17 protein-coding genes are annotated in these 14,480 nt (G+C 45.3%); 12 read left to right on the plus strand and 5 right to left on the minus strand.

From position 1 onward, the window contains the following. Window positions 1-32: 32 nt before the first annotated feature. On the minus strand, window positions 33-296 hold the full coding sequence (locus E7X56_RS03810; RefSeq protein WP_135605024.1) for a hypothetical protein: 264 nt from the start codon (window positions 294-296) through the stop codon (window positions 33-35). Between the two features lie 112 nt (window positions 297-408). On the opposite strand from E7X56_RS03810, the gene E7X56_RS03815 reads away from it, so the two are divergent. From E7X56_RS03815 to E7X56_RS03830, 4 genes are read left to right on the plus strand one after another with little or no spacing between them, the layout of a single operon-like run. Next, the gene (locus E7X56_RS03815) at window positions 409-1,419 is read left to right on the plus strand and encodes a bifunctional N(6)-L-threonylcarbamoyladenine synthase/serine/threonine protein kinase (RefSeq protein ID WP_135605026.1); all 1,011 of its coding nucleotides are present in this window, start codon (window positions 409-411) and stop codon (window positions 1,417-1,419) included. Then, window positions 1,419-1,991 carry a Kae1-associated kinase Bud32 gene (locus tag E7X56_RS03820; protein WP_135605028.1) on the plus strand — a complete coding sequence of 191 codons (573 nt, stop codon included), beginning with the start codon at window positions 1,419-1,421 and terminating at the stop codon, window positions 1,989-1,991. The genes E7X56_RS03815 and E7X56_RS03820 overlap by 1 nt, the downstream gene beginning before the upstream one ends. Beyond that, window positions 1,984-2,529: an XTP/dITP diphosphatase gene (locus E7X56_RS03825; protein ID WP_135605030.1), complete on the plus strand. Its 546-nt coding sequence runs from the start codon at window positions 1,984-1,986 to the stop codon at window positions 2,527-2,529. Before E7X56_RS03820 ends, E7X56_RS03825 begins: the two co-directional genes overlap by 8 nt. A 19-nt stretch (window positions 2,530-2,548) precedes the next feature. Further along, window positions 2,549-3,139, plus strand: coding sequence for a hypothetical protein (locus tag E7X56_RS03830; protein WP_244603390.1), 591 nt, complete (start codon window positions 2,549-2,551; stop codon window positions 3,137-3,139). Between the two features lie 197 nt (window positions 3,140-3,336). Here the strand turns inward: E7X56_RS03830 and E7X56_RS03835 are convergent, their stop codons facing one another. Then, the gene (locus tag E7X56_RS03835; protein WP_135605032.1) at window positions 3,337-3,975 is read right to left on the minus strand and encodes a histidinol phosphate phosphatase domain-containing protein; all 639 of its coding nucleotides are present in this window, start codon (window positions 3,973-3,975) and stop codon (window positions 3,337-3,339) included. Window positions 3,976-4,162: 187 nt separating this feature from the next. Between E7X56_RS03835 and E7X56_RS03840 the strand changes: the two genes are divergently transcribed. Then, a complete protein-coding gene (locus E7X56_RS03840) occupies window positions 4,163-4,462 on the plus strand; it encodes a DUF211 domain-containing protein (RefSeq protein ID WP_167879274.1) in 300 nt (99 codons plus the stop codon). A gap of 51 nt (window positions 4,463-4,513) precedes the next feature. Here the strand turns inward: E7X56_RS03840 and E7X56_RS03845 are convergent, their stop codons facing one another. The 3 genes from E7X56_RS03845 to E7X56_RS03855 are packed head-to-tail and all read right to left on the minus strand — an operon-like array spanning window position 4,514 to window position 6,925. After that, window positions 4,514-5,293, minus strand: a complete 780-nt coding sequence (locus E7X56_RS03845; RefSeq protein WP_135605034.1) for a 23S rRNA (uridine(2552)-2'-O)-methyltransferase — start codon at window positions 5,291-5,293, stop codon at window positions 4,514-4,516. 31 nt (window positions 5,294-5,324) lie between these two features. Next, a complete protein-coding gene (locus tag E7X56_RS03850) occupies window positions 5,325-5,900 on the minus strand; it encodes a hypothetical protein (RefSeq protein WP_135605036.1) in 576 nt (191 codons plus the stop codon). Window positions 5,901-5,911: 11 nt separating this feature from the next. After that, window positions 5,912-6,925 (minus strand): Vms1/Ankzf1 family peptidyl-tRNA hydrolase, encoded by a 1,014-nt coding sequence (locus tag E7X56_RS03855; RefSeq protein ID WP_135605037.1) that lies wholly within the window; start codon window positions 6,923-6,925, stop codon window positions 5,912-5,914. 94 nt (window positions 6,926-7,019) lie between these two features. Between E7X56_RS03855 and coaBC the strand changes: the two genes are divergently transcribed. The 7 genes from coaBC (at window position 7,020) to E7X56_RS03890 (ending at window position 14,231) form a co-directional block, all read left to right on the plus strand. Beyond that, window positions 7,020-8,264 carry a bifunctional phosphopantothenoylcysteine decarboxylase/phosphopantothenate--cysteine ligase CoaBC gene (gene coaBC, locus E7X56_RS03860; RefSeq protein ID WP_135605040.1) on the plus strand — a complete coding sequence of 415 codons (1,245 nt, stop codon included), beginning with the start codon at window positions 7,020-7,022 and terminating at the stop codon, window positions 8,262-8,264. After that, the gene (locus E7X56_RS03865; RefSeq protein WP_135605041.1) at window positions 8,254-9,135 is read left to right on the plus strand and encodes a pantoate kinase; all 882 of its coding nucleotides are present in this window, start codon (window positions 8,254-8,256) and stop codon (window positions 9,133-9,135) included. The genes coaBC and E7X56_RS03865 overlap by 11 nt, the downstream gene beginning before the upstream one ends. 103 nt (window positions 9,136-9,238) lie before the next feature. Beyond that, a complete protein-coding gene (locus tag E7X56_RS03870; protein ID WP_135605043.1) occupies window positions 9,239-10,189 on the plus strand; it encodes a prohibitin family protein in 951 nt (316 codons plus the stop codon). 14 nt (window positions 10,190-10,203) lie between these two features. Next, entirely contained in the window at window positions 10,204-10,956 is a 753-nt protein-coding gene (locus E7X56_RS03875; protein ID WP_135605045.1) for a 4-phosphopantoate--beta-alanine ligase, read from the plus strand. A gap of 8 nt (window positions 10,957-10,964) precedes the next feature. Beyond that, a complete protein-coding gene (locus E7X56_RS03880; protein WP_135605047.1) occupies window positions 10,965-11,603 on the plus strand; it encodes an HD domain-containing protein in 639 nt (212 codons plus the stop codon). 17 nt (window positions 11,604-11,620) lie between these two features. Next, window positions 11,621-12,925, plus strand: a complete 1,305-nt coding sequence (locus tag E7X56_RS03885) for an amidohydrolase family protein (protein WP_135605049.1) — start codon at window positions 11,621-11,623, stop codon at window positions 12,923-12,925. A gap of 70 nt (window positions 12,926-12,995) precedes the next feature. Further along, window positions 12,996-14,231: an adenosylhomocysteinase gene (locus E7X56_RS03890; protein ID WP_135605051.1), complete on the plus strand. Its 1,236-nt coding sequence runs from the start codon at window positions 12,996-12,998 to the stop codon at window positions 14,229-14,231. The last annotated feature ends 249 nt before the right edge of the window (window positions 14,232-14,480 follow it).

Below are 14,480 nucleotides of genomic sequence, written 5' to 3' on the forward strand. Positions count from 1 at the left end.
CTTCAGATCGTCTCACTTCAAATCGTCTGAATTTAGAGTGTCTTACCTTTCAGGATCTTTTCCACAACAGTTTTTTTATGAAGGTTATCACTGATCCTTGCTTTGTCGATCCACATATCTGCTGGTGATTGTAATCCGGCTGTCTTATGCGGCATGAACTCAATTCCATCAAGGGCAGGAAGTTCATCATTTAGTGATGGCGGAATGTGTGTTCCAAGATGTGGCTGACCGATGTTCCGCAGGAGTTCCTCGGTAGTGATTTCTGGTTTACTTGTTCTTTTGTTCTTCTCTTCCATGGTGGTGGATTGTCTTGCTAACTACTAAAACGTTTCTCAACTGGTAAGTTATATGTAAGGAAGCAAGGTTAATACACACAAAAAACGATTACTTTTCAAGGAGACTTATTTATTGACCACAGTTCTTGGTATAGAAGGCACAGCATGGAACCTGAGTGCAGCTATTGTTAACGAAGACGATGTTATCGCAGAGGTCACGGAGACATATCGTCCGGCGACCGGGGGAATTCATCCCAGGGAAGCTGCCCAGCATCATGCGATGTATGCATCTGCTGTTATCGAAAGGCTCCTTAAGGAACTCAGGGATAAAGGTCATCATCCACAGGACATTGATGCAATTGCATTCTCCCAGGGCCCGGGCCTTGGTGCTTGTCTCAGAACGGTTGCCACATCTGCAAGGGCACTTGCAATGTCACTTGATGTTCCTCTGGTAGGGGTGAATCATTGCATTGCTCACATTGAGATAGGGAGGTGGAAAACACCTGCAAATGACCCGGTCGTACTATATGTCAGCGGGGGCAATTCTCAGGTCCTTGCACATAGGGCTGGAAAATACCGGATATTCGGAGAGACTCTTGATATTGGAGTCGGGAATGCACTGGATAAGTTTGCAAGGGGTGCGGGCTTAAGCCATCCCGGAGGACCAAAGATCGAAGAATATGCAAAGAAAGCTACAGGCTATGTCAGGCTACCTTATGTCGTCAAAGGTATGGATTTCTCCTTTTCCGGACTTTCAACAGCTGCTAAAGATGCGTTAAAGTCCTCGCCCCTTGAGGATGTCTGTTATTCTTTCCAGGAGAATGCCTTTGCAATGCTTGTGGAAGTTACAGAACGTGCACTTGCACATACCGGCAAGAACGAGGTGCTGCTTGCAGGCGGGGTAGGTGCGAACATGAGGCTCAGGGAGATGCTGGATGTGATGTGTGATGACCGTGGTGCCCAATTTTATGTTCCGGAAAAGAGATTTATGGGTGACAACGGGGCAATGATCGCATATACTGGGCTCCTTATGTTCAGATCAGGAACCACCACTCCAATCGAAAATTCACATGTTGATCCAAGCTTCAGACCGGATACTGTGGATGTTACATGGATCGCGGATAAGCATCAGGAGGTGCTTTGATGTACCTGAGAAGTGGTGCTGAGGCCAATGTAAGCCTTAAAGGTGGCTTCGTGGTCAAGGAACGCATGCCTAAGCGATACAGGGTTCAGGAACTGGATGAGCGGATTCGCAAGGAAAGGACGCGAGCAGAAGCACGCCTGATGTCAGAAGCACGGCGATGTGGTGTTGCGACCCCGATAATACATGATATCTATGATTTTACCATTGAGATGGAATTTATCGATGGGAAACCATTGAAGTATATGGTGGATGCTAACCGGTGTGAACTTGTGGGTGAGGTTATCGGAAGACTTCACAGCGGTGGGATCATTCATGGAGATCTTACCACTTCCAATATGATCGTAAAGGATGGTCGTATCTACCTGATAGATTTTGGTCTGGCATTCGTTGACAGTTCTGTGGAATCCAGAGGGGTGGATGTTCATGTGCTGTTCCAGACATTTGAAAGTACACATACAAATTATGAAGACCTGATAGAAGCATTCTGTCGTGGTTACAGAAGGAAACTTGACAAAGCAGATGATGTTCTGCTTCGGGTAAAAGAGATCGAGAAGAGGGGTCGCTATGCGTAAAATGGTATTCGTTACTGGAAATAAGGGAAAGTTTGGAGAAGCAAAGGAGATACTGGCTGCAAAGGATATTGAGATGATACAGAACACTGATGGTTATCCCGAACTTCAGGAAGATGACCTTGAACCTATTGCTGCATACGGTGCAAAATGGGCTGCTGAAAAGCTGAAACATCCTGTCATGGTGGATGATTCCGGTCTGTTCATCAATACGCTGAATGGTTTTCCAGGTCCATATTCCGCATTTGTGGAGGACAATCTTGGAAACCAGAAGGTCCTTAAGCTCATGGAAGGTGAGGATGACAGAAGTGCCGTTTTCAAATCGGTGATCGGCTATTGTGAACCCGGGGGAGAACCTTCCGTATTCACAGGTACTGTGGAAGGCAAGATCGCTTTTGAGGAGCGCGGTACCGGCGGGTTTGGTTATGATCCTATATTCGAATACGAGGGTAAGACATTCGGTGAACTTGGGACCGAGATCAAGAACACTATCTCTCACAGGCGCAGGGCACTTGACAAGTTTTTCGAGTGGTTGGATTGATCCTGTTTGGTGAGTAATTGTGGACTACCTTCAACGTTTTCTCGCAGATACGCGTGGTGTGGATACCATCCCACTGAAAATGGTGGTCTATCTTACAATTACCGCTCTGATAGTTGTGCTTGCAGCCGTTTCATGGAACAACATTGCTCCTGTAATGGATGATGCGGATGTTGACAGGCAGCTGGAAGATGCTGCCTTGAAGATCTCATCCATACAGCATGGCTATGCCAGGGAGATTACTTCAAAGGGCACGGATGGGTCGATGTGCACTGTGGAACTTTCCCTGCCGGAACATGTGAATTATGTTGCTTTCGGAGTTGATCCTGACCCTGATTCAGATGGGAATCTTACGAATTTAGAATGGTCTGTAGAAGAGAATACAATTATTTGCAGCTATTCCAGTGGAGTGAAAACACGTGTTCTTATCAGCGGTGAACCTGTGGAATTCAGGAAAGGTATCCAGGATGAAGGTGGCAAATGGATATTCCATGAAGATTTCTATCCTGATGGCAGCCTGAGCGAGGGCGTAGTGATAGAAGGTCCGATAAACGGGGATTTCAGCTTCGAACTCGTTTTCGATGGGGGAAAGCAGACTCTCAGTCATTTCTAACTTCAACAGCTTTCAAAAAGGAATGATAATATCTTTTTGTGAAAATGTACTATTCGCAGAACCAATTTTGATAAAGACCAGCTATCATCTTAAACTGGCTCCATTTGAAAAAGGTAGAATAAAAAGAATTATGTGTCGGATATACGCCGACACGAATGTACGTTGTTCTTACAGCCGGTAATTAGATCGTCCCGGCATTATTCGATGAAGCGGACAGAGTTCTCGAGAACTTTCTTTGCCTGGTCTCCTGTCAGTCCGGCTCCCATGGCGACTTTCAAAGCTGTCTCTTTTGTGATAAGGTTTTCAGGGCTGTGGGTATCGGTATTGACGACCATGGTGGCACCGACCTCAGTACCGATCCTGGCAACGTGTCCGTTAGTTCTGTTGTGTCCGTTCCTTGCGGTGATCTCAATGCAGATATCGTTATCCACTGCCATCTGTGCTTCCTCGATGGTGAGGAATCCCGGGTGTGCAAGGATGTCGACATCTTCACAGGCAACAGATGCGGCATTGGTTCCAGGTGCAACGGGTTCTACCGGTGATTCTCCGTGAACTACTACGATCTCTGCTCCCAGCTCCTTTGCCATCTTTGCAAGAGGTGCGATCTTTGCAGGGTGGACGTGTGTGAGCTCAACTCCCGGCAGTATCCTGATGTCCATGACCTCTTCCATGTATTTTGCTTTCTTTACGCATGAAAGTACATGTTCTATGTTAGTATAATCAACGTGGTCCGTTATTCCTATGGCTCGGTATCCGAAGGTGACAGCCCGACGGACGAGTTCGCTTGGGATGAGTTCTCCGTCACTGAAAACGGTGTGTGTGTGTAGGTCTATCATTTTTTCACCTGCAAAAATGTATAAAATGAATGGTCTCTAAATGTCATTCCAATATAAATCGTTTATGTACGAACAGTATTATAATCAATATTTATATAAAGTTTGCTGACAAAATCTAAGATTGATCATCATATTATGTTGTCTGTATTTCTATAATTCTCCGTAACTATCGGAAACTTTGGGAAGGATGAACAAATTGACAGGAATAAGAAGATTGGTTCTGGATGTGTTGAAACCTCACCATCCCTCTACCATTGAACTGGCAGAAAATTTGAGTGTTATTGATGGTGTTACTGGTGTGAACATCGGTTTGTATGAAGTCGATCAAAAAACAGAGAACATCAAGATCACTATTGAAGGTGATCAGATCGACTATAATGTGATAAGGCAATCCATCGAAAATCTTGGTGCAGTTGTGCACAGCATAGATGAAGTGGCTGCAGGCAATCGGCTTGTAGAAGAAGTGGAAACCCTTCAGGATCGCTGAAGGGATGATTTTTTTGTTATTAATTCAACTAATTTAACCTTTTTATTGGAGTCATTGCTCTTCATAACGTTCAATGACCTTTGCAAAAGCAAAGTTCGGTTTGACATCTGTGATCTGGATCTTCACAGAGTCTCCTTTTTCTGCCATTTTAACAAAAACCACGAAGTCCTCAATATAGGCAATGCCATCTCCGGATGCGCCCATTTCCTTGATAACGACATCGAACTCATCGTTCTTGTGCAAAGGTGCGGTGAGGAACTTCTTACCGATCACATATATCTCTGCGCTTTCAGACCTTGATGCCTGTGGTGAGTATGCCTTGGTAAATGTGAAACTGTCGCGAACCTTGTCAATGAAGTCTTTGAACATATCTCCCTGAAATACCTTCACAACAAAGTGTCCATTGGGTTTGAGTATTTTCTTTGCGCATTCCAGTGCAGATGTCGTAAGGTCTATGGACCGTGCATGGTCAAGGCTCCAGTTACCTGAAAGGTTTGGTGCGGCATCACAGATGACAACATCGGCTCCATCTTCACCGACCATGTCTATGATCTTCCTGATAGTCACATCGGATGTGATATCTCCTTTTATTGTGTCCACGCCTTCGATCTCTTTGATGCGTCGAAGGTCGACTCCGACGACCTTTCCTTCTGAGAGCTTCTTTGCAACCTCAAGCCATCCACCAGGTGCAGCTCCAAGATCTACAATGGTATCTCCTTCCTTTATGACTTTATATTTCTCGTTGATCTGGAAAAGCTTATAGGCTGCCCTCGAACGATATCCTTCTTCTTTTGCACGCCAGTAATAGGTATCTCTTCTATGCCTTGCCATATCTATCTTCACCTCTCATCGCATACAAACATCAAATATCTTGTGCTGCTCCCAGGGCATCGATCTGTTTGCTAATATCCAGTATCTCAGTCTCCATCTCTGTGATCTCACCTTCAAGCCACGAATCATAGTCATAGTAGAGATTTAACAGGTCGCTGTATCTGTGTTCGAGGGTCGGGATGTCAATGCTATCGTTATCTCCCTTAGCAAAGTCCTCTATATTATGTCTGATCTTTGTAATTCTGGCTTTCAGTCTTCCGGAAAATCGCTTTGTGATCTTATCCGGATCGATCTCTCGCCTGCCCAGTTTCAGGATGTCAATGACCTCGCTCAGATCGAATGGAAACTTCGGGAATGCATGTGGACCTACAATATAATAGTTAACATCTTCACTGTCCTTAGCATCAACTTCGCTAAGTTCCTCAATGGATATTGCTTCAAGCAGGTGTTGGGAGACTGCCTTTTCCAGCATTATTGTGATCTCTTCCTCGTCAGGTATATTCTCTTCTCTTTTATAGGCAAGTTCCTGGGCGAGTTCTACAATTTCGTCATGTGTAACAGCCCCAAGTGCATCTGCCATGCCTTCGATCTCTTCCGGTTCTACCATGTTCGCTCCTGTTATAGTTTATATCGGCGGCAGCTGAAGATACTTCTTATTATGCTGTCAATATCATGTTTTTCGATCTTTGCATCAATGTTCCTTTCCATGATGGGTATGTCAGTATCGATATTTTCAAGGATATAATTTGCCAGCACATTGTCCCCGCATATGATGATCATGTCAATATCAACTGTAGCATGCTCAAGCATGTTCTTCAGTGCGCTCCTGACCTTTTCCACATGATGGTCAATATCTTCATCCCTGAGCCTTTCAAAGCGCCTCTGGCTGAAGCCACCCTTTGTATGTTTGGCTTTTACACTGCTCCGGATGATCATATCTTCCTCAAATTCGGTCTTATCGGAAGATATGCCGATAAGTGATTCTCCGGCGTGGGCCGCGAGGATACATACGTTTATGTCCTTCATGAGGGTGCTCTTTAGCGTCCCGGTTCCAAACGAACTGGACATTTCTACAGAACTTCTTTCAAATGGAAGTGCAGGAACTACTACCTCTTTGACCATCTGCATCCTGTCATAGAATAGTGCATATCCGGTGTCGCTTTTGATCTTCTGTATCAGGTACTGGCTATTCTGGTCTATCTCCCTCATACCATCTTTTAAGATTCCGACATTCAAATTCATCTCATTTTCAGTAATGTAGGCAGTTAGCAGTGAATCGCGGTCAGATCTTATGGATGCCAGCTGGTCAATATAGGATGTCATCTGTGACGGTGTGACCTCTTCGATAAGGGCAAATGAGATCTCTTCTGAGACTTCCGTTCTCTTCTCTTCAAGCTGGTAGGTGAGTGTTTCGATCTTTACGTTAGCAGCTTTGAGCTTTTCCTCCGCTTCCTGCTTTGCCGCAAGGGCACGTTTTGCATTGGTTTCGTTCTTCTCAAACCTTTTCCTGTCGATCTCCAGCTCAAGGATGTGTGACTGGAGCTTGTCGATCTCATCCTCCAGCTTTTCCTTCCCTGAATACTTGTTGAACAATGTGTTCAGGTTTCCTGTGACTTTCTTTTTTCCAGCCATTCATCTCAAGTTAAGTGTTTCAGGAATAAAAAGAATGCCATTTTTTGGAAAACTTTCAGTAAGCTACTTATCATTAGAACACAAAGTGGATTTGATGAAAATGTCACGTCATCCTACTATGTGGATAAAAGGGCAGAGCAGTGCTTCCCTTTCCGGAAAGGTCATCGTTATTGCTGTTACTGGCAGTATAGCTGCAGTACGTGTTGTTGAACTTGCACGTGAACTTATACGCAACGGTGCAGAGGTTTATGCTGTAATGAGCAAAGAGGCGCAACATATCCTTCATCCTTATGCGTTGCATTACGCCACCGGTCACGATGTTATGACTGAGATCACCGGTGAAGTTGAGCATGTGAAGTTCTTCGGTTCAGAAGGCTGTGCAGATCTTCTTCTGGTGGCACCTGCAACTGCTAATACTATCGGCAAGATGGCATATGGTATAGATGATACTCCTGTTACGACGTTCGCGACCACAGCAATGGGCTCCGGCGCTCCTGTGATCGTTGTTCCTGCAATGCACAATTCTATGTATGAGCATCCTGCTGTGATGGAAAATATCAACAAGCTTCAGGATTGGGATATCTCCTTTGTGGGTCCGCATCTTGAAGAAGGAATTGCAAAGATCGCATCCAATAGCCAGATAACACTTGCAGTAGAGCGTTCTCTTGGCAGCAGTGCACTTGCAGGGAAAAAAGTTCTCATAACAAGTGGTGCAACGGCAGAGGCAATTGATCCTATCAGGGTCATCACCAATCGTTCATCAGGTCGTACCGGCAGGGAGATCGCTCTGGAATTCTACCGCAGGGGTGCGGAGGTCACAGTGGTCCATAATGGCAGGCTCGACTCTGAAGGGTTGAACGAGATCCTGGTCGAAAGTGCTGGGGAGATGATCGATGCAACTCTCAGGGAACTTGAGAATGGATATGATATGTTGATAAGTGCAGCAGCAATCTCTGACTACACTCTTGATGCTCAGGACAATAAGATCAAATCAGGTGGGGACCTGACCCTCAAATTCAGGAGCACCCGCAAACTGATACGGGAAGTGCGTGATGCTTATCCTGATATTTCCATTGTTGGGTTCAAGGCAGAGACCGGTATAACCGAGGATGAACTTATCTTACGTGCAAAGGAAGCTTTGAGAGCTACTGAACTTGATATGGTGGTTGCAAATGAGGTAAGCCTCACTGGAATGGGTACCGTGGAAAATGACGTTCATATAATATCTGCAAGGAATGATGAGATCACTCATGTCAGTGGAAATAAGCGGCTGATAGCTGAAACACTGGCAGATAATGTAGAAGCTATCTTTGGGAACAGAGAATCCGATGTCAATTAAAAGTCCTGTTGGCAGGGCCTTTGCTCCTGGCCACATAACAGGTTTTTTCGAGATATATGATGATCCTGATCCACGTAGGAAAGGGTCAACTGGGTGTGGTGTTGTCATTGATGGAGGCATAGATACTGTTGTCACCAAGGGTGTGGAACACACTGAGGTATTTCTTGATGGTGTTTCTGTTAAAGCAGATACTACCTGCTCATTGATAGAACAACTGGTGGATTTTCCTGTTCATGTAAATTGCACCTCATCAATTCCTATCGGTTGCGGGTTCGGTGCATCCGCTGCAGGTTCTCTAAGTGCTGCTTATGCGCTCAATGATGCCTTTTCACTGGGCCTGACTTCCAATCAGCTTGTGGAAACTGTTCATATCGCAGAGGTGAGCAACGGCAGTGGCATGGGGGATGTCGAAGGTCAGTATTTCGGAGGTGTCCCTATTAGAAAAGTGCCGGGGTGTCCTCCTTACGGTGTTCTCGATCGTGTACCTTCACCATCTTTTGAGGTTCATTGTATAGTACTTGGTGAACTTTCCACCGGTTCGGTGCTAAATGATGATGGACTGATGAGGGATATCAATTCTGCAGGCAGGTCTGCATTGCGTTCTTTGCTGTCACGTCCCACAGTTACGAATTTCATGGAGATCTCTAAGCAGTTCACGGTAAAATGTGGTCTTGCAAGCGATCGTGTAATGGATGCTATCGAGGCAGTAGGTGCAGCAGGTGGTATGGCTTCCCAGGCAATGTTGGGGGAAACCGTTTTTGCCTGCTCGGTCGAAGAGACAAAAAAGGATGTGGTCGATGCACTTTCAACTTTTGCTGAGGTTACTACTTATAATGTAACGTCGTGTTATGAACATCCTGTAAAATTTTAAGTGTATCAATACTTCCGTTCGTAATGTCACGAAAGAGATATTAATAAAAAGGATGTAGTCTTCAATTCAGTTAGATCATATATCAAATAAGGAGTAAAATACTATGGTAATGGAAGATGAATGGGATATTAAAGATCCCAAAGAGGGTAAGGAATCCCCTATGCCTGAAATTAAGATCCCTCCAATGGTAGGAGTGGTTCTTCGTGGGGCAGCTATTGTTCTAACGATACTGATCATCTTTTCAGTATTATTTGGATCGATCTTCGTATCTATAGGTGCTGGTGAAGTTGGTGTGAAGTTCAGCCAGTTCGGCGGTGTTCAGGAAGATGAGCTTGGTGAAGGTCTGCATATTGTACCTCCGTGGGTAAGTGTCACCAAGTATTCTGTCAGAAGCGAGATGTATACAATGAGTGCCAAAGCTGCAGAAGGTGAAGTTTCCGGTGATGACCAGATAAACGCATTGACCAATGAGGGCTTGACGCTAGGGCTTGATATCTCTGTCAGGTACAGGCTTGTTTCGGAAGATGCAAGCGTTGTTCATACAAAACTTGGTACTGCTTATGCAGAGAAGATCATCAGACCTACGATAAAGTCCGTTATCAGAGAAGTTGTTTCCGGCCATACGGCCATGGCCATATATGGTGAGCAAAGAGAGCTTGTAGCTACTGAAATGCAGGTAGAGATGGAAAAGTCTCTCGTTGGCGATGGTATAATCGTTGAAGAGGTTCTGCTCAGGAATGTCCAACTTCCAGCAAAGATCGCTGATGCTATTGAATCCAAGCTTCAGGCGGATCAGGATGCCCAGAGGATGATCTTCGTGAAACAGAAAGAGCAGCTCGAAGCTGAAAGGAGGATCATCGAAGCTAACGGTATCGCCAACGCTACGATCGTTCAGGCAACGGGTGAGGCAGAGGCTCTGCGTCTAATTAATCAGGAGCTTGCAAAGAACCCGAAGCTTATCAACTACAAGTACATCCAGATGCTCGACGGACAGGAAGTGCAGACTATAATAGTGCCTTCCGATCAGGGAATCATTCTTGATGCTACTACGTAAGATCAGTGGTATCTATGAGTGATATTCCTAAGGATCACCCTCGATATGTTTCCCTTATGACAAGGGAGAAGATCGTCGAAGGTGTTGAACTGGGAATCACGAGTCAGCAGGGTCTGGTCGCACAGGGTCGGGGCGAATGTTTCGATTACCTGACCGGTGAACAGACAACTGACTCTGCTCTTATGGCAGAGAAGGTGGGTGTTGCCATGCTGCTCCTTGCGGAGCGACCGGTACTATCGGTGAATGGCAATGCTGCTGCACTCGTCCCTGATTCTCTTGTAAAGCTCTCTGAAGTTACAGGTGTCCCTCTTGAGGTGAACCTGTTCCATAGGAGTGAGGAGCGTGTCAACCGGATAATCAACCATCTTAAAGATCACGGTGCATCGGATGTTCTTGGCAGCAAGGCCGATGCACGTCTTGCATTGCATCACAGCAGGGCGATCGTGGATAGTGATGGTATCTACAATGCGGATGTGGTACTTGTCCCGCTTGAAGATGGTGACCGATGTCAGGCGCTTGTGGATATGGGTAAAAGTGTGATAACGATCGACCTGAATCCGCTATCTCGGACATCCCGTACTGCGAATGTGACCATTGTGGACAACGTGGTCCGTGCTATGGATAACATGATCGATCTGTCCTATGGGATGAAAGAGCTTGATGAGGCTGAATTACGCAAATTGGTCGGAGAGTATGACAACTCCCGTACACTTTCTGATGCAGTCCGGCAGATGATAAGAAAGCTTGAAGAACTTTCAGATACGTGAGGTGTCTCATGGATCTGATCGACAGGACTCGAAAATTTGTTGCAGGCGTGCTTGCCGATGAGCCAAGTTCTCATGAGATGTCACACATCGAGCGTGTGGAATCCACTTGTATGAAGATACAGGCAAAGGAAGGTGGTGATCTTCGGGTCATCAGACTTGCAGCTTTGCTTCATGATGTGGGTGTTGTCAGGGAGCATCGGGAAGGTGGCGATCATGCTGACTACAGTGCAGAGATCGCACGAGATTTTCTTTTAAGCGAAGGTATGGATGCTCCTACAATCGATCACGTCGTTTCCTGCATAAGGACTCACAGGTTCAGCCGCGGGCATAAAGCGGAATCTCTTGAAGGCCGGATATTGCAGGATGCAGATCGTATCGATGCTCTTGGTGCTATCGGGATATTCAGGGCAGTGATGTCCATGGGTGCATTGCGATGTTTGAAGCATGCAAGTGGGGTGGAGAAAACCTCTTCAAAGAATGCATATGCAGAAGATCCTCTGGATGGGTTTGCCGAGTATATGGAAATGAAACCTTTTAAAATAATGAATAGATTAAATACTGCCGCTGCAAGAGAGGTCGCAGAGGATAGGCTTAAGATAATGCATCAATATCTTAATGCATTGGAAGACGAGACGTCCTTCCGATAACAGGTATAGGGATCATAATGGCTGATATCATAATAAAGAACGGGTATATTCTGACAATGGATCCGTCGGTTGATGACATCAAAAATGGTGTTGTCGTTATAGAAGATGGCAGGATCACGGATGTATGTGAAAATACAGAAGAGACGGCTGATACTGTAATAGATGCACAGGGCAACGTTGTGATGCCTGGTTTTGTGAACACTCACACCCATGCAGGAATGACCCTTTTCAGGGGATACGCTGATGATCTTGCTCTCTCAGACTGGCTTGAGAACCATATCTGGCCGGCAGAGGCAGAACTGACAGCTTCTGATGTTTATGCAGGTACTCGTCTTGCATGTCTTGAAATGGTCAAAAGCGGAACCATCGCGTTTGCAGATATGTACTTCTTCATGGATGAGGTTGGAAAAGTAGTTGAAAGTTCAGGCCTTCGTGCTGCTCTGTCCTATGGCATGATCGAGCTATGGGATGAGGAGAAAGGCAGGACCGAACTGAAGAAGGGCAAATCATTCGTTAATGAGTGGAACGGGAAAGCAGGTGGCAGGATATCCGCCATGTATGGTCCACATGCTCCAAACACATGTTCAAAGGAGTTCCTTATGAAGGTAAGGGAGCAGGCGACTGTGGACAATGCGAAGATCCACATCCATGTCCTTGAGACAGAAGCGGAACTGAACCAGATGAAAGAGCAGTATGGTATGTGCTCTGTGAATATGCTGGATAGCATTGATTTCTTTGGCCCTGATGTCCTTGCTGCACATTGTGTGTGGCTCTCTGATGGTGACATGGATATTCTGCGCAACAATAATGTCAATATTTCACATAATCCTGTAAGTAATATGAAGCTGGCATCTGGTATTGCTCCTGTTACGAAGTTGCTTGATCGCGGAGCGAACGTCTGTCTTGGTACGGATGGTTGTGCTTCCAACAATAATCTTGGTATGTTCGAGGAAATGAAGGCTGCAGCGTTGCTCCAGAAAGTTGATACAATGGATCCGATGGCACTCCCTGCAAGGCAGGTGCTTGAGATGGCTACGGTCAACGGCGCAAAGGCACTTGATATTAACAGTGGGATGATAAGGAAAGGTTATAATGCAGATGTTATTATTGTTGACATTAACAAAGCACATTTAACTCCATTATATGATGTTCCTTCTCACCTGGTGTACTCGGCTGGTAGCAGTGATGTGAGAACTACGATTGTAAATGGTAAAGTGCTTATGGATGATTACAGGGTCATTTGCATGGATGAGCAGAAGGTCATCGATGAGGGCCGGGATGCAGCAGAGGAATTGATATCCCGCGTGGATGCGAAGAAATGATATGATAATTCGTTCCATTACATTGTTTCTCATTACATTATATATTACGCTTTAAATTGGAGATTCGAATATGAGTGAAAAAGAACTAATAGAATCCGGTGATATGAAGATCGGCTGGGTGCGTAATCACATGCCTGTGCTATCTATCATCAGGGAGAACTTTGAGCGCGAGCAGCCTCTTAAAGGGCATAAGGTCGCAATGGCTCTTCATGTTGAAGCAAAGACCGCTGCTCTTGTTGAGACCCTTGCAATAGGTGGTGCAGAGGTAGCTATTACTGGGTGCAATCCACTGAGCACACAGGATGATGTCTCAGCTGCTCTCAATACAAGGGATAATATTGATTGTTATGCTAAGTATGATTGTTGCGGCGATGAATATTATGAAGCTATTGACAAAGTGCTTGATATGAAGCCTGATATCACTATAGATGATGGTGCAGATCTGATTTTCAAGCTTCACACCGAGCGTCAGGACATGCTTCCTGAGATCCTTGGTGGCTGTGAGGAGACCACCACTGGTATCCACAGGCTCAAGGCAATGGAAAAGGATGGTGCACTGAAGATGCCGGTAATTGCTGTCAATGATGCAATGACCAAGTTCCTTTTCGATAACCGCTATGGTACCGGTCAGTCTTCCTGGGATGGTATCATGAGAACCACCAATCTGCTTGTTGCAGGAAAGACCGTTGTCATTGGTGGATATGGCTGGTGTGGGAAGGGTGCAGCAATGCGCGCATCCGGGCTCGGTGCAGATGTCGTTGTGACGGAGATCGATCCTATAAGGGCACTCGAGGCACGTATGGATGGACACCGTGTAATGTCAATGACAGAGGCTGCAAAGTATGGTGATATATTTGTGACAACTACTGGTAACGTAGATGTCCTTACAAGGAAGCATTTTGAAGTTATGAAAGATGGTGCAATTCTTGCAAACTCCGGTCACTTCAATGTGGAGATCAATCTTGAAGAGCTCACTGCAATGGCAGGTTCTATCAATATCGTCAGGAAGAACATCAAAGAGTACAATGTTGCCGGCAGGAGAATAAACGTACTTGCTGATGGAAGGCTTGTGAACCTTGCAGCAGGCGATGGTCATCCTGCAGAGGTCATGGACATGAGCTTTGCAAACCAGGCGCAGTGTGTTAAGTACATTGCTGAGAACAAGCTGGAGGCGGGTGTACATCCGGTTCCTCGTGATCTTGATATTCATGTTGCCGAGCTGAAATTAAAGTCACTTGGAATAGAGATCGATGAACTTGAATCCTATCAGACCGAATACCTGGAAGGCTGGGAATGTGGGACATAATTGTCCTGCATTATTTTTTTATGATAGTGTTTTCCCTTCTTTTTTGAATTTGGCTCATATGTTTTAAAATCTTTAAAATAATGATTAGAACAAGAAACTTATGGATTCGTTGGTGAGCAAAGCTGCTAAATTGCAAAAAAAGGTGTCGGAGAATTTTGCTTACTGAATTCAGGCCTGCAACTTTGTAAAAGTCATAAATTATATTATATATATGTATTGAATCGTTGTATGTCCGACCATTGATTCAAT

Source organism: Methanococcoides sp. NM1 (assembly GCF_900774285.1).
Lineage (GTDB): Archaea > Halobacteriota > Methanosarcinia > Methanosarcinales > Methanosarcinaceae > Methanococcoides > Methanococcoides vulcani.

Excerpts from the sequence above, each read along its gene's own strand:
- E7X56_RS03855 (WP_135605037.1), bottom strand. The coding sequence starts at position 6,925 with ATGGCTGGAAAAAAGAAAGTCACAGGAAACCTGAACACATTGTTCAAC.
- E7X56_RS03890 (WP_135605051.1), top strand. The coding sequence starts at position 12,996 with ATGAGTGAAAAAGAACTAATAGAATCCGGTGATATGAAGATCGGCTGG.
- E7X56_RS03865 (WP_135605041.1), top strand. The coding sequence starts at position 8,254 with ATGTCAATTAAAAGTCCTGTTGGCAGGGCCTTTGCTCCTGGCCACATA.
- E7X56_RS03875 (WP_135605045.1), top strand. The coding sequence starts at position 10,204 with ATGAGTGATATTCCTAAGGATCACCCTCGATATGTTTCCCTTATGACA.
- E7X56_RS03820 (WP_135605028.1), top strand. The coding sequence starts at position 1,419 with ATGTACCTGAGAAGTGGTGCTGAGGCCAATGTAAGCCTTAAAGGTGGC.
- E7X56_RS03810 (WP_135605024.1), bottom strand. The coding sequence starts at position 296 with ATGGAAGAGAAGAACAAAAGAACAAGTAAACCAGAAATCACTACCGAG.
- E7X56_RS03885 (WP_135605049.1), top strand. The coding sequence starts at position 11,621 with ATGGCTGATATCATAATAAAGAACGGGTATATTCTGACAATGGATCCG.
- E7X56_RS03845 (WP_135605034.1), bottom strand. The coding sequence starts at position 5,293 with ATGGCAAGGCATAGAAGAGATACCTATTACTGGCGTGCAAAAGAAGAA.
- E7X56_RS03835 (WP_135605032.1), bottom strand. The coding sequence starts at position 3,975 with ATGATAGACCTACACACACACACCGTTTTCAGTGACGGAGAACTCATC.
- E7X56_RS03840 (WP_167879274.1), top strand. The coding sequence starts at position 4,163 with ATGAACAAATTGACAGGAATAAGAAGATTGGTTCTGGATGTGTTGAAA.
- E7X56_RS03880 (WP_135605047.1), top strand. The coding sequence starts at position 10,965 with ATGGATCTGATCGACAGGACTCGAAAATTTGTTGCAGGCGTGCTTGCC.
- E7X56_RS03825 (WP_135605030.1), top strand. The coding sequence starts at position 1,984 with ATGCGTAAAATGGTATTCGTTACTGGAAATAAGGGAAAGTTTGGAGAA.
- E7X56_RS03850 (WP_135605036.1), bottom strand. The coding sequence starts at position 5,900 with ATGGTAGAACCGGAAGAGATCGAAGGCATGGCAGATGCACTTGGGGCT.
- E7X56_RS03870 (WP_135605043.1), top strand. The coding sequence starts at position 9,239 with ATGGTAATGGAAGATGAATGGGATATTAAAGATCCCAAAGAGGGTAAG.
- coaBC (WP_135605040.1), top strand. The coding sequence starts at position 7,020 with ATGAAAATGTCACGTCATCCTACTATGTGGATAAAAGGGCAGAGCAGT.